Origin of the sequence: Bradyrhizobium sp. SZCCHNRI3043 (assembly GCF_032377735.1) — a bacterium.
In the GTDB taxonomy this organism is placed as follows: Bacteria; Pseudomonadota; Alphaproteobacteria; order Rhizobiales; family Xanthobacteraceae; genus Bradyrhizobium.
Window position 1 is genome coordinate 167,550 of the sequence record NZ_JAUHID010000010.1, and the last position, 26,153, is coordinate 193,702.

The 26,153-nt window shown below is 65.0% G+C and carries 20 protein-coding genes and 1 pseudogene; 13 read left to right on the plus strand and 8 right to left on the minus strand.

The annotated features are described in order from the left end of the window. Nucleotides 1–23 precede the first annotated feature (23 nt). A complete protein-coding gene (locus QX124_RS20720; protein WP_315779569.1) occupies nucleotides 24–944 on the plus strand; it encodes an alpha/beta hydrolase in 921 nt (306 codons plus the stop codon). 109 nt (nucleotides 945–1,053) lie between these two features. Here QX124_RS20720 and QX124_RS20725 read toward each other — a convergent pair whose 3' ends face one another. Then, complete coding sequence (locus tag QX124_RS20725) at nucleotides 1,054–2,058, minus strand: alpha/beta hydrolase (protein ID WP_315798123.1); 1,005 nt, start codon at nucleotides 2,056–2,058, stop codon at nucleotides 1,054–1,056. Nucleotides 2,059–2,197: 139 nt separating this feature from the next. Further along, entirely contained in the window at nucleotides 2,198–2,458 is a 261-nt protein-coding gene (locus tag QX124_RS20730) for a DUF6489 family protein (RefSeq protein WP_315715763.1), read from the minus strand. Nucleotides 2,459–2,980: 522 nt separating this feature from the next. On the opposite strand from QX124_RS20730, the gene QX124_RS20735 reads away from it, so the two are divergent. The 10 genes from QX124_RS20735 to QX124_RS20780 all read left to right on the plus strand — a co-directional run bounded on the left by QX124_RS20735 (nucleotide 2,981) and on the right by QX124_RS20780 (nucleotide 14,897). After that, nucleotides 2,981–4,576 carry an ABC transporter substrate-binding protein gene (locus tag QX124_RS20735; RefSeq protein ID WP_315737203.1) on the plus strand — a complete coding sequence of 532 codons (1,596 nt, stop codon included), beginning with the start codon at nucleotides 2,981–2,983 and terminating at the stop codon, nucleotides 4,574–4,576. 108 nt (nucleotides 4,577–4,684) lie between these two features. After that, nucleotides 4,685–5,665: an ABC transporter permease gene (locus tag QX124_RS20740; protein ID WP_315737202.1), complete on the plus strand. Its 981-nt coding sequence runs from the start codon at nucleotides 4,685–4,687 to the stop codon at nucleotides 5,663–5,665. A 2-nt stretch (nucleotides 5,666–5,667) separates the two neighbouring features. Further along, nucleotides 5,668–6,633 carry an ABC transporter permease gene (locus tag QX124_RS20745; protein ID WP_315798124.1) on the plus strand — a complete coding sequence of 322 codons (966 nt, stop codon included), beginning with the start codon at nucleotides 5,668–5,670 and terminating at the stop codon, nucleotides 6,631–6,633. A 34-nt stretch (nucleotides 6,634–6,667) separates the two neighbouring features. Beyond that, on the plus strand, nucleotides 6,668–7,651 hold the full coding sequence (locus QX124_RS20750; protein ID WP_315779563.1) for an ABC transporter ATP-binding protein: 984 nt from the start codon (nucleotides 6,668–6,670) through the stop codon (nucleotides 7,649–7,651). Next, nucleotides 7,648–8,643: an oligopeptide/dipeptide ABC transporter ATP-binding protein gene (locus QX124_RS20755; protein ID WP_315737199.1), complete on the plus strand. Its 996-nt coding sequence runs from the start codon at nucleotides 7,648–7,650 to the stop codon at nucleotides 8,641–8,643. Before QX124_RS20750 ends, QX124_RS20755 begins: the two co-directional genes overlap by 4 nt. Before the next feature lie 147 nt (nucleotides 8,644–8,790). Next, complete coding sequence (locus tag QX124_RS20760) at nucleotides 8,791–10,593, plus strand: gamma-glutamyltransferase family protein (RefSeq protein ID WP_315798125.1); 1,803 nt, start codon at nucleotides 8,791–8,793, stop codon at nucleotides 10,591–10,593. A gap of 15 nt (nucleotides 10,594–10,608) precedes the next feature. Continuing rightward, nucleotides 10,609–11,319, plus strand: a complete 711-nt coding sequence (locus QX124_RS20765) for a DUF1028 domain-containing protein (protein WP_315776421.1) — start codon at nucleotides 10,609–10,611, stop codon at nucleotides 11,317–11,319. An 84-nt stretch (nucleotides 11,320–11,403) separates the two neighbouring features. Further along, nucleotides 11,404–12,915 (plus strand): ABC transporter substrate-binding protein, encoded by a 1,512-nt coding sequence (locus tag QX124_RS20770; RefSeq protein WP_315798126.1) that lies wholly within the window; start codon nucleotides 11,404–11,406, stop codon nucleotides 12,913–12,915. Between the two features lie 145 nt (nucleotides 12,916–13,060). Then, complete coding sequence (locus tag QX124_RS20775; RefSeq protein ID WP_315776419.1) at nucleotides 13,061–14,002, plus strand: ABC transporter permease; 942 nt, start codon at nucleotides 13,061–13,063, stop codon at nucleotides 14,000–14,002. Between the two features lie 64 nt (nucleotides 14,003–14,066). Continuing rightward, nucleotides 14,067–14,897, plus strand: coding sequence for an ABC transporter permease (locus tag QX124_RS20780; protein WP_315798140.1), 831 nt, complete (start codon nucleotides 14,067–14,069; stop codon nucleotides 14,895–14,897). A 261-nt stretch (nucleotides 14,898–15,158) separates the two neighbouring features. Here the strand turns inward: QX124_RS20780 and QX124_RS20785 are convergent, their stop codons facing one another. From QX124_RS20785 to QX124_RS20795, 3 genes are all read right to left on the minus strand, one after another. Continuing rightward, complete coding sequence (locus QX124_RS20785; RefSeq protein ID WP_315798127.1) at nucleotides 15,159–18,257, minus strand: MexW/MexI family multidrug efflux RND transporter permease subunit; 3,099 nt, start codon at nucleotides 18,255–18,257, stop codon at nucleotides 15,159–15,161. A gap of 84 nt (nucleotides 18,258–18,341) precedes the next feature. Beyond that, nucleotides 18,342–19,532: an efflux RND transporter periplasmic adaptor subunit gene (locus tag QX124_RS20790; protein WP_315798128.1), complete on the minus strand. Its 1,191-nt coding sequence runs from the start codon at nucleotides 19,530–19,532 to the stop codon at nucleotides 18,342–18,344. Nucleotide 19,533: 1 nt separating this feature from the next. Beyond that, nucleotides 19,534–20,220, minus strand: coding sequence for a helix-turn-helix domain-containing protein (locus QX124_RS20795; protein ID WP_315798141.1), 687 nt, complete (start codon nucleotides 20,218–20,220; stop codon nucleotides 19,534–19,536). Nucleotides 20,221–20,499: 279 nt separating this feature from the next. Here QX124_RS20795 and QX124_RS20800 point away from each other — a divergent pair, with 279 nt between their 5' ends. Further along, complete coding sequence (locus tag QX124_RS20800) at nucleotides 20,500–21,720, plus strand: cytochrome P450 (protein ID WP_315798129.1); 1,221 nt, start codon at nucleotides 20,500–20,502, stop codon at nucleotides 21,718–21,720. Between the two features lie 65 nt (nucleotides 21,721–21,785). After that, nucleotides 21,786–22,808, plus strand: coding sequence for a hypothetical protein (locus tag QX124_RS20805; protein ID WP_315798130.1), 1,023 nt, complete (start codon nucleotides 21,786–21,788; stop codon nucleotides 22,806–22,808). Nucleotides 22,809–23,713: 905 nt separating this feature from the next. Here the strand turns inward: QX124_RS20805 and QX124_RS20810 are convergent. From QX124_RS20810 to QX124_RS20820, 3 genes and pseudogenes are all read right to left on the minus strand, one after another. Beyond that, a pseudogene (locus QX124_RS20810) lies at nucleotides 23,714–23,911 on the minus strand (NAD(P)H-binding protein); the annotation flags it as partial. A gap of 13 nt (nucleotides 23,912–23,924) precedes the next feature. Next, the gene (locus QX124_RS20815; RefSeq protein WP_315779548.1) at nucleotides 23,925–24,773 is read right to left on the minus strand and encodes a VOC family protein; all 849 of its coding nucleotides are present in this window, start codon (nucleotides 24,771–24,773) and stop codon (nucleotides 23,925–23,927) included. Further along, the gene (locus QX124_RS20820) at nucleotides 24,770–26,029 is read right to left on the minus strand and encodes a Glu/Leu/Phe/Val dehydrogenase (protein WP_315758540.1); all 1,260 of its coding nucleotides are present in this window, start codon (nucleotides 26,027–26,029) and stop codon (nucleotides 24,770–24,772) included. The genes QX124_RS20815 and QX124_RS20820 overlap by 4 nt, the downstream gene beginning before the upstream one ends. Nucleotides 26,030–26,153: the final 124 nt, after the last annotated feature.

Here is a 26,153-nt window from a genome sequence, read left to right on the forward strand (position 1 = left end):
CAAGGCTTTGAACGAGGGATCAAGTGACTGCAACTGCTCATCAGCTGCCGCAGACTGTGCGCGCCAACGGTATCGACATCTGCTATGAGATCTTCGGCGACCCGGCTGCCCCTCCCCTCGTGTTGATCATGGGCCTCGGCGGGCAGATGATCATCTGGTATGATGAGTTCTGCGAACAGCTCGCAAGCCGCGGCTTCCGCGTGATCCGCTTCGACAACCGCGACATCGGCCAATCGAGCAAGCTGCATGGCGGTCGCCGGTTGACGCCGTTCGAGCTGATCAAGCTGCGCTTCTTCAACATCCCGGTCTCCGCACCCTACAAGCTGCTCGACATGGCCAAGGACACGGTCGGCCTGATGGACGCGCTCGACATCAAGTCGGCGCATCTGGTCGGCGCCTCGATGGGCGGCATGATCGCGCAGGAGATCGCGATCTCCTTTCCGCAGCGCGTGCGCTCGCTGACATCGATCATGTCGACGACCGGCAATCCGCGCATCCCGCCGCCGACGCGCGAGGTCGCGATGCTGCTGATGGCGCCGCCGCCGAAGACCAAGGACGAGTACATCAAGCGCTTCCAGAAGACCTGGAAGGCGCTGCGCGTCGGCTCATTTCCCGAGGACGAGGCAAGTGACGTGGCGCTCGCCGAACGCTGCTTCGCGCGCGGCATCAATCCCGCCGGCGTCGGACGTCAGTTGCGCGCGATCCTGGCCTCCGGCAGCCGCAAGCCGCGGCTGCATCTGGTGACGGCGCCGACACTCGTGATCCACGGCAAGGTCGACCCGCTGGTCCATCCCACCGCCGGCAAGGACACCGCGGAGTCGATTCCAAATGCCAAGCTCCTGATGATCGACGGCATGGGCCACGCCACTCCGCGGCCGATGTGGCCGCAGATCATCGACGCGATCGCCGAGCACGCGCACGGCGCGAATGCGCAGGCGGCTTAGGAGAGCCGACGCGCTGCGTCGGCAGGCTTGACGACACCTGTTGTTGTTTGTTGTTGTTTGGCTCGGCCGCAGCCTCTCACTCGGACGTGCAATCTGCCTCGGCCGTTCTTCAACCGAACCGTCGCCGCCGCCATTCGATCAGCTTGGCGCTGACCTCCGCGGGCTGCTCCTGCTGCGTCCAATGGCCGCTGTCGCGGACGAGATGTTTCTCCAGGTCCGGCACCAGCTTCTCCATGCCGTCAGCGGCCGAGGGCGGCAGCACGGCGTCGTTCTCCGCCATGATCATCAGTGCCGGCACCCGCACCGTATGATCGAGCCCTTCCGAGCGCTGCCAGTTCCGCGTCATGTTGCGATACCAGTTGATGCCGCCGGTGAAGCCGGTGCGTGTGAAGGTGTCGACGAACACCTGCTTCTCCGCCTCCGACAGGATCGGCTGCCGCATGTCCTTGGCGGCGTCATAGGCCGCGATCATCTGTGGGAACGCCAGGTTGAGCGATGGCGAGGCTGCGATCCCGCCGGCCGGCGGCTCCGTCGGCGGCGCATCGCTGCGCGGCAGCGGCTTGCGCATGAAGGCATCGAAGGTCTCCGCGACGCGGCTGCCGAAGATGCGATCCGGCTCGCGTGCGGGATCCTGGAACTGCACGATGTACATCATGTCGCCGAACCGCTTACGCATGATGGCAATGGGATCAGCGGGCGCGCGTGGCAGATGCGGCGTGTTGATGCCGACGACGCCGGCGACACGCTGCGGATAGCGCAGCGGCATCTGCCAGACGACGAAGCCGCCCCAGTCGTGACCGACGAAGATCGCCTTGTCGATCTTCAGGTGATCGAGCAGACCGACGAGGTCGGCGGTGAGATGCTCGAGATCATAGGCCTCGACCGGCTCCGGCCGGTCGGTCGCGCCATAGCCGCGCTGATCGGGTGCGATGACGCGGATGCCGGCCTCGGCCAGCGCCTTGATCTGATGCCGCCAGGAAAAGGCCAGTTCCGGCCAGCCGTGACAGAGGATCATCGGCGGCCGGTCGCTGACGGGGCCCGCCTCGTAATAGCCCATGCGAATGCCGTTGGTCGTCGCGAACTGCAGCGCCGGCATCCAAGACGGATCGGTCATGCATCCTCCCCTGAAGCTGTTCAGCCGGCCTTTTTCGACCGGTCTTCGGCGTCGGCGTGGAGCCTGCTCCATGCCGTGACGTCACGCCGCTTCTCTTCGGAGTTCCGCGCAAGCGAAATCCGTGCAGCCGTCGGCCGCGTCAGGCCGACTTCTTGTCGTTCGAGCGGCTGCCGCCGAGGCCCGTCATGGTCAGCATCAGGTCCTGAAACCGTTCGGCCAGGCGGGGATCGAAGGTGAACCAGCTCTGCATGATGGCTTCGGGCGTCAGCTTGTCGATGTTGCTCGTCATCTGGTTCTGCAGCCGGTCCATGACCGCGGCCTGCATCGGACCGACATCGGGAAGTCCGAAAAACTGCCGCGCTTCGAGCGGTGTGCAATCGATCTCGATATTGACTTTCATGTCCGCTCCGCTGTTCGAACCATCCCGACGCCAGCCCGGGCCGGGCTCCCTTCACCAGGAACGCCGATCCCGGACTCGCGGCAGGGGGTGTCCAGTATCACCGCGCCGCCCCCCTTCTAGCAAGCGGCGCCTTGCTGCAGGTGCGCAATTCCCGGGACATGGTCAATCCGGGAGCCTTCCGCCCATCCCGGACGCCGCCCCCCGCGTGCGCCGCACAGCGGCGGCGGGGGATAACCTTATCGTTTAGGCTTAAACAAACTGCACTTGTGTGCCGCCGCTGAACTCTGGCAACATATTCTGATCGATCTGCCGCGGGTCGTACGGCGCACCGCCAGGCCAGAGCCAACGGGATCAGTTCATTCCGGCGCGGCATCAGACTTGCAAGCATATCGCCCGGCGTCTTGTTGCTTCTTGAAGTTCGTGCAAGAGGCGCTGCAGAAATCACGAACTTCGAAGCAAGGCAGGCCGGACACAATCGCGCCTGCCGAGAAAACAAGCGTCAAACGCGGAGAATTTGAACATATGTCGGGACGCAAATCCCTGCTCATCGCGGCAGCGGTCGCATTCGGCCTCGCCGTCATGCCGGCCTCGGCCCAGACCCTGCGCTACGCCAACCAGGGCACCCTGAAGTCGCTCGATCCCTATACCTTCAAGGAATCGACCACGATTGCGCACCATGCCCACGTCTATGAGGGACTGACCGCGCGCGACAAGGACCTGAAGATCGTCCCCGCGCTGGCCGAGAGCTGGGAAACGCCCGAGCCGACCCGCTGGCGCTTCCATCTGCGCAAGGGCGTCAAGTTCCACAATGGCGAACCCTTCACCGCCGACGACGTGATCTTCTCCGCCGATCGCGTCCGCGCCACCGGCTCCAACTTCCTGTCCAACGTTCCGCCGGACGCAAAATTCATCAAGGTCGACGACTACACGGTCGACGTGAAGCTCGATGCCCCCAATCCCATCCTGATCTCGCAATGGGATACGTGGTACATCATGAGCAAGAAGTGGTGCGAGGACAACAACTCGGTCGCGCCGACCCCGGTGTCGGCAACCACGCCGAGCTACGCCGCGCTGCATGAGAACGGCACCGGCCCCTTCATCATCGAGAGCCATCAGCCCGGTGTGAAGACCGTGTTCAAGGTCAATCCGAACTGGTGGGGCAAGCCCGAGCACAATCTGAAGGAGATCGTGTTCACCACCATCGCCTCCGACGCCACGCGCGTCGCCGCGCTGCTGTCCGGCGAGGTCGACATCATCGAGCCGGTCCCGGTGCAGGATATCGGCCGCGTCGATTCGAGCCCGAACGCCCAGGTCCTGAAGGGGCCCGAGCTGCGCACGATCTTTCTCGGCATGGACGAGACCCGTGACGAGCTGCTCTACTCCAACGTCAAGGGCAAGAACCCGTTCAAGGACATCCGCGTCCGCGAAGCGTTCTACAAGGCCATCGACATCGAGCTGATCAAGACCCGCGTCATGCGCGGCCTGTCGACGCCGTCGGCGCTGATGATCGCGCCGCAGCTCTATGCGCTGTCGAAGGAGTTCACGCGGCCGAAATACGATCCCGACGCGGCCAAGAAGCTGCTGACGGAGGCCGGCTATCCCGACGGCTTCGAGGTCGGCATGGACTGCCCCAACGACCGCTACGTCAACGACGCCGCGATCTGCCAGGCCGTCGTCGGCATGCTCGCGCGCATCGGGGTCAAGGTGAACCTGAATGCGCAGCCCAAGGCGCAGTACTTCGCCAAGGTGCTGAAGCCCGGCGGCTACAACACCTCGTTCTTCCTGCTCGGCTGGACGCCGTCGTCGATGGACGCCCACAACGTGATGCACGACATCATGGGCTGCCGTGACGACGCCAAGGACGCCACCCGCGGCGAAGCCAATCTCGGCAATTACTGCAACAAGGAGTTCGACGCCCTGACCGACAAGGTCCTGGTCGAGACCGATACCGCCAAGCGCGATCAGTTGATCAAGCAGGCCTTCGAGATCGGCATCAAGGATTACGGCTACATCCCGCTGCATCAGCAGGCGGTGGCCTGGGGCGTCTCGAAGAAGGTGAAGATCCCGCTGCGCGCCGACAACGCCGTGCTGCTGTTCCTCGCCACCAAGACCGAGTAGTCCACACGCAACGACTAGTCCCGGAAAGCAGAACTGCTTTTCGGGACTTTTCATTTCCTGCGGCAAGTGCTACGCGCCGCCGCATCTCGAAGGATCTGAAAGGATCAGATGCTCGCCTTCGCGCTTCGCCGAGCAATTCAGGCCATCGGCGTCATGATCGCCGTCGGAATCATCGCGTTCGCCATGTTCCGCTTCGCCGGAGATCCGGTGAGCCAGATCGTGCCGATCGACGCGTCGGCCGCGGAACGGGCCAGCATCCGCCAGTCGCTCGGCCTCGACGATCCGTTCATCGTGCAATTCGGCCGTTATCTGTTCGACGCGGCGCAGTTCAAGTTCGGCGTCTCGTATCAGTTCCGGCAGCCGGTTTCCGATCTGCTCAAGGAGCGCATGCCGGCGACGCTGGAGCTTGCGATCTGCGCGACGATCCTGGCGCTGTTCTTCGGCATCCTGATGGGCGTGTTCTCGGCGCTGCACCGCGACTCCCTGCTCGCCAAGCTGTTCCAGATGGTATCGCTGATCGGCATCTCCTTGCCGACCTTCCTGATCGGCATCCTCCTGATCTATCTGTTCTCGGTCACGCTGGGCTGGCTGCCGTCGTTCGGCCGCGGCGACACCGTCAGGCTCGGCTGGTGGACATCAGGCCTGTTCACCGTCTCAGGCTGGAAGGCGCTGATCATGCCCTCGATCACGCTCGGCCTGTTCCAGATGACCTTGATCATGCGGCTGGTCCGCGCCGAGATGCTCGAGGTGCTGCGCACCGACTACATCCGCTTCGCCCGCGCCCGTGGGCTGACCACGCGCGCGATTCATTTCGGCCATGCGCTGCGCAACACGCTGGTGCCGGTGATCACCGTGGTCGGCCTGCAGTTCGGCTCGGTGATCGCGTTCTCGATCATCACCGAGCAGGTGTTCCAATGGCCGGGAATGGGCCTGTTGTTCGTGCAGGCGGTGCAGAACGTCGACATCCCGATCATGGCGGCCTACCTGATGATGGTGTCGCTGATCTTCGTCACCATCAATCTCGTGGTTGATATCCTCTACACCGTGGTCGATCCGCGCCTGCGCGCGACCATCAGCCGGCCGGCCTGATCATGAGCGACGCAGCCCTTCCTCATCCCACTCCCGTCGAGACGCCGCGCGCCACCGACGGATGGCTGAAGCGCGCGCTTGCGAGCGACCTGTTCTATTCCTTCCGCCGCTCCAAGCTGACGGTCGCCGCGGCCGTGATCACGCTGTTGTTCTTCCTGCTGGCGATCTTCGCGCCGCTGCTGTCGCCGCAGAACCCGTTCGACCCGGCCCAATTGCAGCTGTTGAACTCGCGGATTTCGCCGCTATGGACCGCCGACGGACAGAGCCCGTTTTTGCTCGGCACCGACGAGCAGGGTCGCGACGTGCTCTCGGCCATCCTCTACGGCCTGCGGATTTCGCTCCTGGTCGGCGTTCTCGGCGTCGCCTTTTCCGGCGCGCTCGGCATCGGCCTCGGCCTGATCGCGGGCTATTTCGGCGGCCGGGTCGACACCGTGATCATGCGCATCGCCGACGTCCAGCTCACCTTTCCGCCGATCCTGATCGCTTTGCTGGTCAACGGCATCGCCAAGTCGGTGTCCGGCAACCGGCTGGACTGGCTCAGCATGCTGGTCGTGCTCGTGCTGGCGATCGGCCTCTCCTTCTGGGTGCAATATGCGCGCACGGTGCGGAGCTCAGTGCTGGTCGAGAAGAACAAGGACTACGTCGCCGCAGCTCAGCTGATCGGCCTGCCCGCGCCGGTCATCATGCTGCGCCACGTGCTGCCCAACACCACCGGTCCCGTGCTGGTCATCGCCACCATCAACCTGGCGCTGGCGATCATCACCGAGGCGACCTTGTCGTTCCTCGGCTCGGGCATGCCCGAAACGATGCCCTCGCTCGGGACCCTGATCCGGATCGGCAACAACTATCTGTTCGCCGGCGAATGGTGGATCGTCGCCTTCCCCGGCATCGCTTTGGCCGGACTGATCCTCGCCATCAACCTGCTCGGCGACTGGCTGCGCGACGCCCTCAACCCGAAACTGCGGTGACCCGCGTGAATGCGTCCTTCCAAGGCTTGAGCTCATGACCGCCCCCGTTCTGTCCGTGCGCAACCTGCAGGTCGAGTTCGCGACCCGGCGCGGCACCCTGCGCGCGATCGACGGCGTCTCCTACGACATCGCCAAGGGCGAGGTGCTCGGCGTCGTCGGCGAATCCGGTGCCGGCAAATCCGTCACCGGCCTCGCCGTGATCGGCCTGATCGATCCCCCGGGCCGCATCTCCGGCGGCGAGATCCAGCTCTCCGGCCTGCGGATCGACAACCTGCCGCCGGAGGAGATGCGCAAGGTGCGCGGCAAGCGCATCGGCATGATCTTCCAGGATCCGCTGACCTCGCTCAATCCGCTGTATCGCGTCGGCGACCAGATCATCGAGACCATCAGGACCCACACCAACCTCACCGAGCAGCAGGCGCGCAAGCGCGCCATCGACCTGCTCGCCGAGGTCGGCATATCGGCGCCCGAGAAGCGCATCGACGGCTATCCGCACGAATTCTCCGGCGGCATGCGCCAGCGCGTCGTGATCGCGCTGGCGCTGTGCGCCGAGCCGGAGCTGATCATCGCCGACGAGCCGACCACCGCGCTCGACGTTTCCGTGCAGGCGCAGATCATCTCGCTGATCAAGCGGCTCGGCCGCGACCACGGCACCGCCGTGATGCTGGTGACCCACGACATGGGCGTGATCGCCGAGACCTGCGACCGCGTCGCGGTGATGTATGCCGGCCGCGTGGCCGAGATCGGCCCGGTGCAGGAGGTGATCCAGAACCCGCTGCACCCCTATGCCAAGGGCCTGATGGGTGCGATCCCGACACTCGCGGGCGAGGAGAAGCGGCTGGTGCAGATCCCAGGCTCGATGCCGCGACTGTCCGCGATCCCGCCCGGCTGCTCGTTCAATCCGCGCTGCAGCTTCGCCTTCGACCGCTGCCGCGTCGATCGGCCCGAGCCGCTGCGCCAAGGCACGCAGGCGGTCGCCTGTCACCTCTATGATCGCGCGACGGAGACCGCGGCATGACCGATTTCGTCGAGGTCAGGAATCTGCGCCGGGTGTTCGACGTCTCGAAGCCCTGGCTCAACCGCGTCATCGAGCGTCAACCGCAGGAATTCCTGAAGGCCGTCGACGGCGTCAGCTTCGGCATCAGGAAGGGCGAGACCTTCGCGCTGGTCGGCGAATCCGGCTCGGGCAAGACCACGGTCGCGCGCATGGTGGTCGGGCTGCTGGCGCCGACGTCGGGAGAGGTCATCATCGACGGCGTGTCGATGAGCGATGCGCGCCAGGCCCAGGTGCGGCGCACGCTGCGCCGCCGCATCCAGATGGTGTTTCAGGATCCTTACGCGAGCCTCAATCCGCGCTTCCGCGTCGATAGCATCATCGCCGAGCCGATCCGCGCCTTTGACATCATCGAGGGTGAGCGCCAGATCAAGGACCGCGTCGGCGAGCTGCTGACCCTGGTCGGCCTGCATCCCGACGACGGCCAGAAGTTTCCGCACGAATTCTCTGGCGGGCAGCGCCAGCGTATCGCCATCGCGCGCGCGCTCGCCTCGGAGGCCGAGTTCATCGTCTGCGACGAGCCGACCTCGGCGCTCGACGTCTCCGTACAGGCGCAGATCCTCAATCTGATGCGCGACCTGCAGGACAAGTTCGGCCTGACCTATCTGTTCATCAGCCACAATCTCGCGGTCGTGCGCCACATGGCGAGCCGCATCGGCGTGATGTATCTCGGCCGCATCGTCGAGATCGCGGACGGCCGCACGCTGTTCAGCGATCCGCGCATGCCCTACACCAAGATGCTGCTCGGCGCGGTGCCGGACCTGTCGATGTCGGGCCGCCAGCGCATTCCGGTCAAGGGCGAGATCCCGAACCCGATCAACCCTCCTCCGGGCTGCACCTTCAACCCACGCTGTCCCCTCGCGTTCGATCTGTGCCGGCAGCAGGCGCCCGAGCTGATCGGCGGCGTTGCCTGCCATGCGGTGAACCAGCCGGCCGCGGCCGCTGTGCCGGCCTGAGTTGTGATGAGCGATGAGGCGAAATTTGAATGGATCGTCATTGCGAGGAGCGAAGCGACGAAGCAATCCAGGGCGTCATCCACGGTCCTGGATTGCTTCGCTTTCGCTCGCAATGACGGCGACTCGATAGGATAGGCAAAGCCGGCCATGAGCTTCATCAACCCCGATCCCTTCACGACCCGCCCCGAGATCGACGGCACCTTCGGCGTCGTCACCTCGACGCACTGGCTGGCCACCGCGGTGGGCATGGCGATGCTGGAGCGCGGCGGCAACGCCTTCGATGCCGGCGTCGCGGCGGCCTTCACCCTGCAGGTGGTGGAGCCGCATCTGAACGGTCCCGGCGGCGACGTGCCGATCATCCTGCACGACGTCAGACGCGGACGCACCGAGGTCATCTGCGGCCAGGGCCCGGCGCCATCAGGCGCCACCATCGCGCACTACAAGCGCGAGGGCCTCGACATGATCCCCGGCACCGGCCTGCTCGCGGCCTGCGTGCCCGGCACCTTCGAGTCCTGGATGCTGCTGCTGCGCGACTATGGCACGATGCGGCTGCGCGACGTGCTGGAGCCGGCAATTTCCTACGCGCGCGACGGCTATCCGCTGGTCGAGCGCGTCTCCGCGACGATCCAGACCGTCGAGCAGCTGTTCAAGACGCATTGGCCGACCTCGGCCGCGCTCTATCTGCCCAATGGCGAGGTGCCGAGACCGGGCACGCTGTTCACCAATCCACAGCTCGCGGAAACCTACGCGCGCATCCTGAGTGAAGGCGAAAGCGCGGGTGATGATCGCGACGCGCAGATCGAGCGCGCGCGCAAGGCCTGGTCGCAGGGCTTCGTCGCCGAGGCGATCGACCGCTTCTGCCGGACGCAGGAAGTGATGGACGTCTCGGGTTCGCGTCACAAGGGCGTGCTGACCGCCGACGACATGGCGCGCTGGCAGCCGACCATCGAGGCGCCGCTCACCTACGAGTACGGCCGCTACACCGTGTGCAAGGCCGGCGTCTGGAGCCAGGGCCCGGTGCTGCTGCAGCAGCTCGCACTGCTCAAGGGCTTTGCGCTCGACGGCCTCGATCCGACCGGACCCGACTTCATCCATTGGCAGATCGAAGCGGCGAAGCTTGCGTTCGCCGACCGCGAAGCGTTCTACGGCGATCCGAAGTTTGCCGACATCCCGATCGGCATGCTGCTGTCCGATGCCTACAACGACGAGCGGCGCAAGCTGATCACCGACAAGGCCTCGCTCGAGCTGCGTCCCGGCACGCTCGACGGCTACGGCGCCAAGGTGAAGCTGCGCGAGGCCCAAGGCCACCGCGAGGCCGTCGGCGCAATGGGCTCGGGCGAGCCGACCGTCGGCCGCTTCGGCGAGGTGCGCGGCGACACCGTGCATTTCGACATCATCGATTCCCAAGGCAACATGATCTCGGCGACGCCCTCCGGCGGCTGGCTGCAATCATCGCCGGTCATCCCCGAGCTCGGCTTCTGCCTGGGGACGCGCGCGCAGATGTTCTGGCTGGAGGAGGATCATCCGGCCGCGCTGGTGCCGGGCAAGCGTCCGCGCACCACGCTGTCGCCGACCATGGCGCTGCGCGACGGCGAACCCTACGTCGCCTGGGGCTCGCCCGGCGGCGACCAGCAGGACCAGTGGAACACGCAGTTCTTCCTGCGCCACGTCCATGCCGGCACGAACCTGCAAGAGTCGATCGACGCGCCGGCGTGGCACTCCGAGCATTTCCCGATCTCATTCTGGCCGCGCACCGCGCGCCCCGGCGTGCTCGTGGTCGAGGGCCGCGTGCCCAAGGCGACCGTCGAGGAGCTGCGCCGCCGCGGCCATGTGGTCGAAGTCGGCCCCGACTGGTCGGAGGGCCGCCTCACCGCGGCCTCCCGCGTGGGCCGCCGCCGCCGCGCCGCGGCCAATCCGCGGGGCATGCAGGGTTACGCGGCCGGACGATAAGAGAGCGACGCGACGATGACCTGGTCGATCATTGCCAAGGACGATCTCACCGGCCAGATCGGCATCGCCGTCGCCACCCGCTTCTTCGCCGTCGGCGCGCGCGTGCCCTTCATCGTCGCCGGCCACGGCGGCATCGCCACCCAGGCGCTGGTCAATCCCTATTACGGCATCGACGGCGTCACGCTGCTGCGCGACGGCCGGCATCCGCGCGAGATCGTGCAACTGCTGACATCTGCCGATCCCGGCCGCGAGAGCCGCCAGCTCCACATCCTCGATCGCAACGGCCAGATTGCCGCCCACACCGGCCGCGACTGCATCGACTGGTGCGGCCATCTCGAAGGCCGGGGCTTTTCAATTGCCGGCAACATGCTGGCCGGCCCGCAGGTGCTGAACGAGACCGCAAACGCCTTTCTCGCCAGCCACGCCCTGCCCTTCGCGGAGCGTCTGATCGCGGCCATGAAGGCCGGTGAGGCCGCCGGCGGTGACAAGCGCGGCAAACAGTCGGCCGCCCTTCTGGTCCACGGCAAGGAGGAATGGTCCGAGCTCGATCTGCGTGTCGATGATCACCCCGATCCGCTGGCAGAGCTCGAACGACTGGAGAGCGTCAGCCGCAAGCATTGGGCCGTGTTCCGGCAGTTCATGCCGACGCGCGACAATCCTGCAGGGATCACGGATCGCGCCACGATTGATGCCGGCATCGCCGCCGCGCTCGCGAACCAGACATGACCAAGCCGGAAGCATGGCACGTGATCGGGGTTGGTATTGATAGTGCAACAACGCAGGCTGCATTCGCGTGAGGGACATCGGATGATGAGGAACTGGTGCTTGGCCGCGGTCGCGGCCGTTGTCGTGGCCTCTTGGGGGCCGGTCGCGCAGGCGCAGACCACCTTGCGCATCGGCCTTGCCGAGGACCCCGACGTTCTCGATCCGACCATGGCCCGCACCTATGTCGGCCGCATCGTGTTCGCCGCGACCTGCGATAAGCTGTTCGACATCGACGAGAAGCTGAACATCGTGCCGCAGCTCGCACTGTCGCAGGAGAGCTCGGCCGACGGCAAGGAGGTCATCATCAAGCTGCGGCCCGGCGTGAAATTCCACGACGGCGAGCCGTTCGACGCTGAGGCCGCGAAATTCTCGCTCGACCGCCACCTCACCTTCCCCGGCTCGTTCCGCAAGCCCGAGCTGGCGTCGCTCGATCATGTCGACGTCGTCGATCCCCTGACGATCAAGCTCGTCCTGAAGGCGCCGTTCTCGCCGCTGATCGCCCAGCTCACCGACCGCGCCGGCATGATGGTGTCGCCGAAGGCCGCGAAAGAGGCCGGCGACAAGTTCGGCCTGCATCCGGTGTGCGCCGGTCCGTACAAGTTCGTCGAACGTGTCCAGCAGGACAAGATCGTATTCGAGAAGTTCGCCGACTACTGGAACAAGGACAACGTGTTCATCGACAGGATCGTCTACCAGCCGATCGTCGACGCCACGGTGCGGCTGGCGAACCTAAAGTCCGGCGCGCTCGACCTGATCGAGCGCGTGCTCGCCACCGACATCAAGGACGTGCGCGCCGATTCCAGGCTCGCGCTGTCGACCGCGATCGAGCTCGGCTATCAGGGCATTACGCTCAACATCGGCAAGGACAAGGCCAAGGGTCCGCTCAGCCAGTCCGCCAAGGTGCGGCAGGCGCTGGATCTCGCGATCGATCGCGAGGCGCTCAACCAAGTCGTCTTCAACGGCGAGTTCATGCCGGGTAACCAGTGGGTCAATCCCTCGCATCCCTACTATCAGAAGGCCTTCCCTGTCCGTGCTCGCGATGTCGAGAAGGCAAAGGCGCTGCTGAAGGAGGCCGGCGTCACGCCGCCTGTCGCGGTCGATTTCATGGTGCCGAAGGGCGCCGAGACCGAGGCCGCCGCCCAGGTCGTGCAGTCGATGGCTGCCGAGGCCGGCTTTGACCTGAAGATCCGGGTCACCGAGTTGGCGACCTCGCTGAAGCAGGCCGAGGCCGGCGACTATCAGGCCTTCATGCTGTCATGGAGCGGCCGCATCGATCCCGACGGCAACAGTTACGTGTTCCTGCACCGCAACGCGCCGCAGAACTACAGCGTCTGGGCCAACGCCGAGGCCGACAAGGCGCTCAGCGACGCGCGGCTCGTGACCGACATGGCCCAGCGCAAGGCGCTCTACGAGAAGCTGACGAAGCTCGAGATCGAGGACGAGCCGATCCTCTACCTCTATCACCGCCGTATCCTGATCGCGCACACCAAGAAGCTCGAAGGCTACAAGCAGATGCCGGACGGCCTGGTGCGCGTGGTCGGGCTGAAGCTGAAATGAGCGGTCGGGTGGCCTCTGTCCGCCGGGACGCGCAGCCGACGCGGCGAACTCCCTCTGCTCCCTCCCCCCTTGTGGGGGAGGGAACGCAGGAGGCGCGACCTGCATCTGACGGCCGACATCTTCAGCGCCGCAGGAAGAGCTGATCATGCTGACCTTCCTCGCGCGCCGCCTCGGCCAGATCATCCCGACGCTGATCTTCGTCTCCATCCTCATCTTCTCGCTGCAGCAACTCCTGCCCGGCGACCCCGCGCTGGTGATGGCCGGCGAGGAGCGCGATCCGGCGGTGATCGAGCAGATCCGCAAGCAGTATCGCCTCGACCAGCCGCTTCCGGTTCAGTACGGCTACTGGATCAAGGGCGTGCTCTCGGGCGATTTCGGCGAGTCGCTGCGCATCAAGATGCCGGTGCGCGATCTCATCCTGCAGAAGCTGCCGGTGACCCTGCAGCTCGCGTCGATGGCGATCGTGATCGCGTTCCTGATCGGCATTCCCGCCGGCATCATTTCCGCCGTGAAGCGCGGGACGGCCTGGGACTATGCCGCAAACCTGTTTGCGCTGTGGGGCATCTCGACGCCGAATTTCTGGCTCGGCATCATGCTGATCTTCCTGTTCTCGATCCAGCTCGGCTGGCTCCCCGCCTCCGGTTACGTCTCGCCCGCCGAGGACTGGCGGGCCAGCCTCGCCGCCACCATCATGCCGGCCTTCGTGCTCGGCAATGCCATCGCCGCGATCCTGATGCGCCACACCCGCAGCGCGATGCTGCAGGTTCTGAGCAGCGACTACATCCGCACCGCACGTGCCAAGGGCATCTCCGAACGCCAAGTCATCCTCGGCCATGCGCTGCGCAACGCCTTGACGCCGGTCATCACGCTGGGCGCGCTCGAGCTCGGCACGCTGTTGTCCGGTGCGGTGCTGACCGAGCAGATCTTCTCGATCCCCGGCTTCGGCAAGCTGATCGTCGATGCCGTGTTCAATCGCGACTACGCGGTGGTGCAGGGTGTCGTGCTGGTCACCGCCACCGTGTACATCATGCTGAACCTGATCGCCGATCTCGCCTATGTCCTCGTCAACCCGCGGCTGAGGAGCTGACATGGTCGAGACGACGCTGTCAGCTCCGCACGGAGCCCGCGCCCTCGCCCCGCTCGAACGGCCGATGCAGCGCACCCTGCGCCGCCTCGTCAAGCGCAAGGGTGCCATGGTCGGACTCGGCCTGATCACGGTCTTCATCCTGCTCGCCGTCCTTGCGCCGCTGGTGGCGCCCGCCGATCCCATCAAGACGAGCTGGGCGCTGGTGCGCAAGGCGCCGTCGGCGGCGCATTGGTTCGGCACCGACGATCTCGGCCGCGACGTGCTGGCCCGCGTCATCTACGGCGCGCGGGCCTCGCTGCTGGCCGGTGCGATCTCCGTCGCCATCGCGCTGGCGATCGGCGTCCCCATCGGCATGCTCGCAGGCTACCGCGGCGGCTTCATCGATGCCCTGATCAGCCGCATCACCGACGCGATGCTGGCCTGCCCGTTCCTGATCCTGGCGATCGCACTGGCGGCGTTCCTGGGGCCGAGCCTCGGCAATGCCATGATCGCGATCGGCATCTCGGCAACACCGATCTTCGTCCGGCTGACCCGCGGCGAGGTGATGAGCGTCAAGGTCGAGGAATATGTCGAAGCCGCGCGCAGCGTCGGCGACACCGACCTGCAGATCGCGGTCAGGCACATCCTGCCGAACATCATGCCGGCGCTGCTGGTGCAGGCGACGCTGTCGGTCGCCGCCGCCATCATCGCCGAGGCCGCGCTCTCGTTCCTGGGGTTGGGCCAGCAGCCGCCGGCGCCGTCCTGGGGCAGCATGCTCAACGCCGCCCAGCGCTTCCTCACCAACGCGCCATGGATGGCGATCTGGCCGGGGCTTGCGATCTTCCTGGTCGTGCTGTCGCTCAACCTCCTCGGCGACGGCCTGCGCGACGCGCTCGATCCGCAGCAGGAGGAGTGAGCCATCTCGCTTAGGAGCAAGCCGTAGGCCATCGCCGGCGCTTCATCCTCCGCTGTCGTCCCGGCCTTGAGCCGGGACCCATAGCCACAGGCCGTGGTTTGAGGCACGCGCGGAGTGACCCTCTCGCACAACAACGACCGCCGGTGGCTATGGGTCCCGGCGTTCGCCGGGACGACAGCGGGGGGCGTCGAGAGACCGCCCCAAACAAAACGGCGGCTGCCAATGCAGCCGCCGTTGATCTCAGGGTGTCACAGCAACTGCTCAGCTCGCCTTCAGCGCGTGGTCGGTCTCGGCGTCGAACTGGGCGATCTGCCGGGCGCGCTGCGACTTGGCGGCGGCCTGGTGGTCGGTGGCGATGACGGTGTAGACGGCCGGCAGCACGAACAGGGTGAACAGCGTGCCGATCGACATGCCGGCGACGACGACGAGGCCGATCGAGAAGCGGCTGGCGGCGCCGGCACCGGTCGCGGTCAAGAGCGGGATCAAGCCGGTGACCATCGCCGCCGTCGTCATCAGGATCGGCCGCAGGCGGATGCGCGCGGACGTCTCGATGGCGGTGCGGCGGTCCATCCCCTCGTTGAGCTGCAGCTCGTTGGCGAACTCCACCATCAGGATGCCGTGCTTGGTGATCAGGCCGACCAGCGTCAGCAGGCCGACCTGGGTGTAGATGTTCATGGTCGCGAGGCCGAAGAACAGCGGGATCAAGGCACCGACGATCGCCATGGGCACGCTGATCATGATCACGAACGGATCGCGCAGGCTCTCGAACTGCGCCGCCAGCACCAGGAAGATGATGATCAGCGCGAAGCCGAAGGTGATGGCGAGCTGGTTGCCTTCCTGGACGTATTGACGGGCGTCGGCGAGATAATCGTGGCTGAAGCCGGACGGCAGGTTCTTGGCCTGCTTCTCCAGGAAGTCGACCGCCTGCCCGACCGTGACGCCGGGCATCGGCACGGCGGAGAAGGTCGCCGAGTTGAGCTGGTTGAAATGCGTCAGCGAGTTCGGGTCGGTCGCGGTCTCGATGTTGACCACCGTCGACAGCGGCACCTGCTGGCCGGCGGCGGTCGCGACATAGTAGCCCGACAGCGATTCCGGCGACAGCCGCTTGTCGCGCGGCACCTGCGGGATCACCTGATAGGAGCGGCCTTCGAGGTTGAAGCGGTTGATGTAGTTGCCGCCGAGCAGCACCGCGAGCGTGTTGCCGATCGACTGCATGGTGATGCCGAGATCGCTCGCCTTGCTGCGATTGATCCAGACCTTGACCACCGGCTGGTTGAACTCGAGGTCGCTGTCGGAGACGATGAACATTCCGCTCTTGCGCGCGGCGTCCTTCAGCTTGGCCATCTGCTCATAGACCGCCTGGAAGCCGCTGGTCGAGCTGATCACCATCTGCACCGGCAGACCGCCGGGACCGCCCGGCAGCGCCGGCAGGTTGAAGGCGAAGGCGTTGATGCCCTCGATCTTCGACAGCTCCGCCTGCACCAGCGGCTTCAGCTTGATCGAGGAGCGTGTGCGCTCGTCCCAGGGCTTGAGCAGCATGCCGGCAAAGCCGCCCTGCGGGCCGAGGATGCCGTTCAGAACGAAGCGAAGGTCGGTCTCGGGGAACTTCGCGAACGCCTTGTCGACCTTGTCGGTGTAGAAGTTGATGTAGTCGATGTTGGCGTATTTCGGCGCCTTGGTGATCGAGAACACGATGCCCTGATCCTCCTCCGGCGCCAGCTCCTTCGAGGTGTGCATGTAGAGGAAGCCGACCAGGCCGAGGATCGTCAGCGCGAACAGCGCGGTCACCGGCCGGTAGTCGAGCGAGCGGTCGAGCCGGCGGCCGTACCAGCGCGTCATCGCGCCGAACACCCGGTTGACGAGGCGCGCGAAGCGGCCCTCATCGGCGCTCTTCAGCAGCACCGAGCACATCATCGGCGACAGCGTCAAAGCAATGACTCCCGACACGATGACGGAGCCGGCGAGCGTGAAGGCGAACTCACGGAACAGCGAGCCGGTCAGACCGCCGAGGAACCCGATCGGCGCATACACCGCCGCCAGCGTGATGGTCATCGAGATGACCGGACCGACGATCTCGCGCGCGCCCTGCAGGGCAGCCTGGACAGGCGCCTTGCCCTCCTCCAGATGGCGGTGGATGTTCTCCACCACGACGATGGCGTCGTCGACGACGAGGCCGATCGCCAGCACCATGGCCAGCAGCGTCAGCAGATTGATGCTGAAGCCGAACGCCAGCATCATCGTGCAGACGCCGATCAGCGACAGCGGGATCGTCACCACGGGGATGATGACCGAGCGCAGCGACGCCAGGAACAAAAAGATCACGACGATGACGATCAGCACCGCTTCGCCGAGCGTATGCTCGACCTCGTCGATCGAGGACTGGATGAATTTGGTGGAATCATAGGCCACCTTCATCTTCATCGATGGCGGCAGGTTGCGCTCGAGGTCGGGGAACAGCGCGCGCACACCCTTGACGATGTTGAGCGGGTTGCCCTGCGGCGTCGCGTCGACGCCGATGAAGATCGCGCGCTCGCCGCTGAAGGCGACACTGGCATCGGTGCTCTGCGCCGCGAGCTCGACGGTGGCGATGTCCTCCATGCGGACGAAGCCGCCGTCCTTGGCCTTGACGATCATCCGCTTGAACTGGTTGACGTCGGTCAGGCCGGTATTCGTCGTGATGTTGGAGACGATGAAGTAGCCCTTGGCCTGGCCGGCCGCGGACTGGAAGTTGTTGGCCGCGATCGCCGCCGCGACATCCGTCGGCGACACGTTGCGGCCGGCCATCTTCTCGGGGTTCAGCCAGATCCGCATCGCGAAGGTCTGGCCGCCCAGAATGTTGGCCGCAGCGACGCCGTCGACCGTCGACAGCACCGGCTGCACCACGCGCGTCAGATAGTCCGAGATCGCCGATCCCGACAGCTCCTCGCTGGAGAAGCCGAGATACATCACCGACGTCGTCTGCCCCGTGGTCTTGGTCACGATCGGATCGTTGGATTCCTTCGGGATGAGGTAGCGGACCGAGTTGACCTTGGCGAGCACCTCGGTGAGCGCCTGGTTCGGATCGAAGTTGAGCTTGATGAAGACCTGGATCGTACTGGTGCCCTGCACCGAGGACGAGGTGATGTAGTCGACGCCCTCGGCGGACGCGACCGCCTGCTCCAGCGGCGTCGTGATGAAGCCCTGGATGAGGTCGGCGGAGGCGCCGGGATAGACGGTCGTAACGTTGACGACCGTGTTGGACAGCTTCGGATATTGCCGGATCGGCAGCTCGAACGCCGCGCGCAGGCCGAGCAGCAGGATGAGCAGGCTGACGACGACCGACAGCACCGGGCGCTTGATGAAGATATCGGTGAAACGCATCGCGGCAATCTCGTCAGCAGGAGGCGGGTGAGGTGCGGGCGGGCCGCCTCATGGAGGCGGCCCGGCATTGGCTCAGAGGCTCGGTCAGTAGCGCGGCGGCTTCGCCGGCACCGGCGGCGGCGGATCGGTCGAGATCGCGACGGCAGCGCCGGACTGGATCTTGAGCTGGCCGACGGCGACGACGCGATCGCCCTCCTTCAGGCCCTTCAGGACCACCGCGCGGCCATTGATGCGATCTCCGGTCTGCACATAGATCCGGTCGGCCGTCAGCGCGGTCTTGCCGTCGTCGGTCTTCTTCTCGTTGATCACGAACACCGAGTCGCCATAGAGCGTGTAGTCGACCGCGGTCTCCGGCACCGTCAGCACCGGCGGCTTCTCCGGCAGCACCACGGTGGCGGTCGCGAACATGCCCGGCTTCAGGATGCGCTCCGGATTGGCGATCGTCGCCTGCACGCGGATGTTGCGGGTGTCGGTCGCGATCTGCGGCTCGATGGTGGTGATCTTGCCTTCGAACGTCCTTCCCGGATAGGCATCGACGCCGACGCGCACGGTCTGGCCGACCTTCAGCTGAGCGCTGTCCTTCTCGGTCACGGTGAAGTTGACCCACAGCTCGGACAGATCGGTCAGCGACACGATCTGCGTGCCGGCGCTGAGATACTGGCCGACCTCGACCTTGCGGACGCCGAGATCGCCGTCGAACGGCGCGCGCACCAGCTTCTGCGCGATCAGCGCCTCGGTCTTGGCGATGCCGGCCTGGGCCTGGTCGTAGGCGGCCTGGGCCTGGTCGACGGTCGCCTGCGGCCCGAACTGGCGCGACGCCAGTTGCTTGGCGCGATCGAGCGACAATTGCGCCACGGTCACCTGGGCCTTGTAGTTGGCGAGATCGCCCTGATCCGGCGCGTCATAGAGCTGCACCAGCGGCGCGCCCTGCTTCACCGTGGAGCCCGGGGTGAACATGATGTCGGTGATGCGGCCGCTGACGTCCGAGGTCACGTTGACCTGGTGCACGGCGGCGAGATCGCCGACGGCCGTCAGCAGGTTCGGCACGGTCTCCGGGCTCGCGGTCGCGACGGTGACGCTGATCGGCGGCGGCTTCATGTTGGCGAAGAACTGCGCGATCATCTTGTCGCGGAACATGTTGAACCACACGAGGCCGCCGACCAGCGCCGCGAGCAGGCCGCCGATCACGATGAACCACAGCACCGGGCGGGTGCGCTTGCGCGGCTTGTCGTCGACCGGCTTTCCGGAGAGCTTGGGTTCGGTCGCAATGTTCATGTCATGCACTTTCTGCCGTCGCCGGCCGGGCCGGAGGTTGCGACAATTCGTGATCGAGGTAGCACGCAATGGCGGCGTCGGTCAGTCCGATGCCGCGCAGGATGAATTCGCTGAGCTGGCGCTCCAGGCTCGCCGCAGTTCCATACGGCACACATGGAACGGATGGAAGCCGCGTCAATGCCGCCATCAACACGGTGTGATGCGCGAACCAGAACAGGTCGCGGGGCGCGGCGATTAAGCGCACGGCGTCACCGGAGGCAACGGCTGTCACCAGCGAGTCAACGAACTTGGCGCCGATCAGATCATCGATCTTCGCATACAGCAGCCTTGCGAATTCGCCATCATCGAGATGGCTCGACGCCATCAGCCGCAGCCGCTGCTCTTCTTCCTCATTGGGGCCGTCGGCAATGCCGAGGAAATGCCGGACCATCCCGGCCATCAGCATGACCAGCGTCGCGGTCGAAGGTTCCTGGCTGAGCAGCACCTCGAAATCCGGATCGGTCTCGCACTCCTCGGTGAGGATCTCCGCATACAGCGCCGCCTTGGAGGGGAAATGCTTGAACAGCAGCGCTTCCGAGATCGCCGCTGCGGCAGCCACGCTCTTGGTCGTGGTGCCGGCATAGCCATGACGCGCGAAGCAGCGCTTGGCTGCACCGAGGATCAGCTGCCTGCGGAGATCGCTTGTCATGCGCAAAGTGGACATCGGCCGTGAGTAAATACTCACTTGATCTATGTCAAGAAAGATGCCGCGGCGCAGCAGGGTTTGGCGGCCAAGTCCCTGAAATCGCTGGCGGGATTTCACCGTTGCCAAAGGCAATTCTATACCTCTGAAAGCGGCGGATCTGCGGCAGGGCGGGCGGTCCGATCCTGCCCTCGGTGCCCGGCGCTGCCGGGTGGCACATTTTCTTCTGCTGCCGGCCGTGCGACGGTCGCAGCAACAAACGAGACTCGGACGGGAGGACCATCGATGACCGACGACGCAGCGCTCGCCAGCCAGTTCGATCTCGAGCGCCTGACGCCTGAGTTCTACGCCGATCCCTACCCGACCTACCGCGCGCTGCGCCAGCATGCGCCGGTCAAGCGCCTCCGCAGCGGCTCCTATTTCCTCACCCGCTACGACGATCTCGTCACCGCCTACAAGGCCACGAAGACGTTCTCGTCCGACAAGAAGCGCGAGTTCGCGCCAAAATATGGCGACACGCTGCTCTACGAGCACCACACGACGAGCCTCGTGTTCAACGATCCCCCGGCGCACACGCGGGTGCGCCGCCTGATCATGGGCGCGCTGTCGCCGCGGGCGATCGCCGAGATGGAGCCCGCTCTGATTGCGCTCGTCGATGGGCTCCTGGACCGGATTGCAGCGAAGGACAGATTCGAGCTGATCGAGGATTTCGCCGCGGCGATCCCGATCGAAGTCATCGGCAACCTGCTCGGCGTGCCGCACGAGGAGCGCGGCCCCTTGCGCGACTGGTCGCTTGCCATCCTCGGCGCGCTGGAGCCGGTGCTGACGCGCGAGCAGCTTGCCCGCGGCAACCAGGCGGTCGGCGATTTCCTCGCCTATCTGGAAACGCTGGTCGCACGCCGCCGCGCGGCACCCGGCAATCCGGAGCGCGACGTGCTGACGCGCCTGATCCAGGGCGAGGCCGACGGCGAGCGGCTGAGCGAAAAGGAGCTCCTGCACAATTGCATCTTCCTGCTCAATGCCGGACACGAGACCACCACCAATCTGATCGGCAACGGCCTGGTCCTGCTGGGCCAGCATCCGGCCGAGCGCGAGAGGCTGATCGAGACCCCCAACCTGATCCGCACCGCCGTCGAGGAAATCCTGCGCTACGAGAGCTCCAACCAGCTCGGCAACCGCATGACCACCGAGCCGGTCACGCTCGGCGACATCACGCTCGAGCCCGGCACCTCCGTTACGCTGTGCATCGGCGCGGCCAATCGCGATCCCGCCCAGTTCGACGATCCCGAACGCTTCGACATCACCCGCCTCGCCAACCGCCACCTCGCCTTCGGCACTGGCGCCCACCAATGCGCAGGGATGGCGCTGGCAAGACTGGAGGGCACGGTGGCGATCGCGCGGTTTCTGGCGCGGTTTCCGAACTATCAGCTCGACGGCGAGCCCGTGCGCGGCGGCCGGGTGAGGTTTCGGGGGTTTGCGACGGTGCCTTGTGTTGTTGAGGGCTGAAGTGTGATAGCAACTGATTGAACCGATACCGCACTGGCTTTATACTGAGTGGGGGGGGCGACAACGTGCGCATCTTCATCGATGAGAGCGGGACATTTAGCGGATTTCAAGCCAATTCTGTCAGCCTCGTTGGGGCGCTGGTGATCCCAGACGTGTTGCTGAGTAATATTGAAAAGAAGTATGCGAAGTTCCGGGACGGGTTGCCGAAAGAAAACAGGGAGGTGAAGGGAAAGCTCCTCAACGAAAGACAAGTAGACAAAGTTGTCACGCTCCTCATGCGCAACGAGGCACTGTTTGAGATAACGGCGCTTGATCTCGGCCTGCATCAAGAAGATGCGGTCCGCAATTATAAGCAGAAGCTCGGCGAGCAAATGCTGGCGAAGGTAGCCAATTTCAGAGAAGATGTTCGCCCGGAAGTCCAAGCAGCCAGCGAATATATCCTGCAAGCCCCGCTGAATCTGTTTCTGCAAGCGCTCACAACATTCAATGTGCTGCACCGAGTTATCAGCCGCGCAACGACATTCTTCGCGCAACGAAAGCCGTATGAGCTTGGTTCCTTTTCGTGGACCGTGGACGGGAAAGAACCGGCCAAGGTCACCAGATGGGAGGAATGGTGGGCGCACTACGCGCAAGGCGCGCTTTCGAGCATGTCAAAGCGACGCCCGGCATGGATGCTGCCCGAATCCTTTAATGCCGATTACTCGTTCTATGAGAAATTCAGTTATGAAGATGAAAAAGGTAGCGCAGGAACCTCGCTGAAGCTGCTGCTCAAGGATATTACTTTTTCTGCGCAAACATCACATGGTCTTGAATTCGTAGATATTCTGACGAACGGCGTTCGGCGAGCGCTCACGGGGAATTTGCAGCGGGAAGGCTGGCAGAACATCCATCGCCTGATGATCCACGAAAACGGCGAGCCCTATATCTCGTTCGTTCTCTTTAGCGAGGGCGAGGACATTATTCACGCTGCTCCCTACGCAGACGTGGTCAACAAGGGTTTTTCGAAAAACGGACGACCGATGCTGACTAAGCGCAATCTCCGGCTTGCATTGAATGCACAAGGCGGCAGACCGCTGATAGCGGTATAAAGACGCTACCAACGTCTCGTCCGGACTAATGTGTTACCTAATGGATCGCACCCAATCGGCAAGAGTTCTGGAATGGGCGCAGCTTTGCGTTCCTTGAGCGAAGATGTCCGCCTGCCCGACCCGACGGGCAAATCGCTCCCGCGCAAATGGCCGGCACGAATGCGCGATGACCCGGACCAGCCTGCTGATCACTCGTCAATCGTCGCCCAAACGGCCTGCGCTGAAAAACTCAGTTCGCAAGGCGCCTCAATCATATCTCCCTGTTCAGCACTTAGCACGAAAATATTCTTCTTTCTTTTTTACAGAAATCATGATTGTATGTCGCCGTCCCGTCTCACAAGAGGGGCGCTTCGCGGTCGTCACGAACGTTGAGGCGGGATGCGGTGGGCGTGTTGGTGTCGCAGCGTGGTTATTCCGCGCCGACGAACGGCATCGATGCGCACGGTCAAGTCGCGTGGTCCTGACACCCCGATGCTGGTGTTACGTTTGCGTCGACGCTCGCGCGTCGCGCAGGCAACGGTGGCCAGAAAGCCCGGCGCACCGGGGAGAACGCGAAGCAGCCGTCAAAACCATCGCGCGGGGAATGCCGGGTGTTCTCGGCTGAACCTGTGGTTCCTGCCGCCAGCATTTTTTCCGCTGGCGGGCCATGGGTGCGGCCAGCGCCCGGCATTCCCCGTGCCCTCTTCCCAAGGAGGGCAGGACGATCAGCAAAGCTCGGACGCGAAAACGCGCCGCGAGATGGGACCTTCATGTCTCACTTCCGTCAGCTTAAGTCTCACCGCCCCGACACAACTCTCACCATCGTCATTGCGAGCGAAGCGAAGCAATCCAGGGCCGCGCACGCGACTCTGGATTGCTTCGTCGCTTCGCTCCTCGCAATGACGGGGAGACAGACGGGACTCAACGGTCGGGCGGACGATCGAGTAGGTCAGCCCCTGCTCCGGCAGATGCGCTTCGAACGCCAGCTTGGCCTTCTGGAACGCCAGCAGCGGCTTCTGCACGCAGATGGCGGACAGCAGGACGAAGTGACTCACACCAGCACTCCGCGCAGCATCCAGCACGTTCACACAGGCTTGATAGTCGATCGCCTGGGCATCCGTCGGCTCGGCTTCGACCTCACTCCGCCGCGCGCGGGGTCTTCTCGAGGATCAGCGTGTGGATGCCGCAGGTGCCGCTGTAGAGGCTCATCACCCGCGTGCCCGGCTTGCGGCCGGCGCGCGGCTCGGAGACCTGCAGGCCGGCGGCGAGCAGCCGCGCGCGCGTCGCCTCGATGTCGGCGACACGCCAGCTCAGGCCCCACAGCTTGTCATGGGCCTTGTCGTTGCCGGCGACCGGCCGCTTCACCACCTCGACGATCAGGTCGCCGCAGCGGAAGAACATCAACTGCCCCCATTCCTGATGGCTGCGGTCGAGCGCCATGTCGAGCCCGAGCCGCGCGCCGTAGAGCGCGGCGGCGCGTTCGGGATCCTCGGTCGAGATCACGATATGGTCGAGGCCGAGCACGGCCGTATCGGCGGTCTTGGCGGACGGCGGGCGCGGCTCGGCAAGCTCGAGGAAGAACATGCGCACGCCACGCGTGAGATCGGTCATGGCGCGGGTGCGCTTCCAATGCAGCGTCTGGCCCGAGACGCGATCGGTGTTCTCGACCTCGGTGATCGGGTCCGGCTTCAGCGCCACGCGCTCCAATCTGCGATGCATCTTGGCGATGTCGTTGGTGGCAAAGCAGATGCTGGCGAGCCCCTCGCCCCAGATCTTGATGACGTTGCGGATGCGGTCGGCCGCCACGCTCTGGCCCATCGGGGCCATCAGCTCCAGGCTCATATTGTCGAGCGTGAACAGGACGCGATCGGCGCCCTCGCCCGAATTCTGCCAGGACGGCTTGCGCGCCAGCAGCGTCTCGAAGGCGGCGCTGCCGGCCTGGACATCCTGAAGCAGGACGACGACGTGGTCGAGCCCGGTGATCACGGAAACAGCCCTCGCGAGTTCTTGGCGGCACGCACCTTCTCCACGCCGATCGCCATCGCCGCGGTCCGGTGGGAGATGCCGTCGACCTTGCCGCGCGTCAGCATGCGCTCGAAGGCACGGTCGAGGATCTGGTACTCCCTGCGCATCACCTCCTCTTCCTCCCAGAACAGCTGCTGCAGATCCTGCACCCATTCGAAATAGCTGACGATGACGCCGCCGGAATTGCAGAGAATGTCGGGAATGAGGAAGATCTCGTTGCGGCGCTGGTCGAGCACCAGATCGGCATCCGGCGTGGTCGGACCATTGGCGGCTTCCGCAATGACGCGGCATTTCAGGTTCGCCGCCACCTTGGCGTCGATCACGCGCTCGACAGCCGCCGGCACGAGGATGTCGCAGGCCAGGGTCAGGATCTCCCGCGGATCGAAGGCGAGCTCGGTGGAGAAGCCGGCAATGCTGCCGTGCCTGGCGGCGTGCGCCATCAAGGCCGGGATGTCGAGACCACGGGGATCATGGAGGGCGCCGGTGTGATCGCTGACCGCAATCACCTTCATGCCCATCTGGTGGAAGCCGAGCGCGGCATAGGAGCCGACATTGCCAAAGCCCTGCACGACCGCGGTGGACTTGGTCGGGTCGATGCCCAGCTCATCCATCACCCGCCTCGACACATGGGCGACGCCGCGGCCGGTCGCCTCGCGGCGACCCAAGGTGCCGCCGGAGAACACCGGCTTGCCGGTCACGATCTCCATCACCGTCTGCCCCTGGTACATGGAATACGTGTCCATGAACCACGCCATCACCTGCTCGTTTGTGCCCATGTCGGGCGCCATCACGTCGGTGTGCGGCCCGACGAACGGGATCATCTCCTGCATGTAGCGGCGGGACAGCGATTCGAGCTCGCGCCGGGACAGCTTGGACAGATCGACGTTGACGCCGCCCTTGGCGCCGCCATAAGGCAACCCGACGAGGGCGCACTTCCAGCTCATCCAGATCGCCAGCGCCGCCACCTCGCCGATGTCGACGGTGGGAGCAAAGCGCGTGCCGCCCTTGGTCGGTCCCATGGTCAGGAGGTGCTGGACCCGGTAGCCTTCATAGACCGCGATCGTGCCGTCATCCTTGTGGATCGGACACGAGACGGTGATCGCCCGCTTCGGCAAGAGAAGCCGGTCCCGCTCGTCGGCTGGGATGCCAAGATGGTCGGCGATCACGTTGAACTGATTGGTGGCCATCTCGAAGACCGGACCCGCATAGACAGTCATATTCCACTCCCGAATCTGCGTTTCTGCAGGCCGGCAACCATAGCGCGACCCGAGCGCCGGCGGCAGGGGGCCACCGGTAGCAGAGGGCCGATCTCGACCACCATGGTGACGATTTGACGAAGAA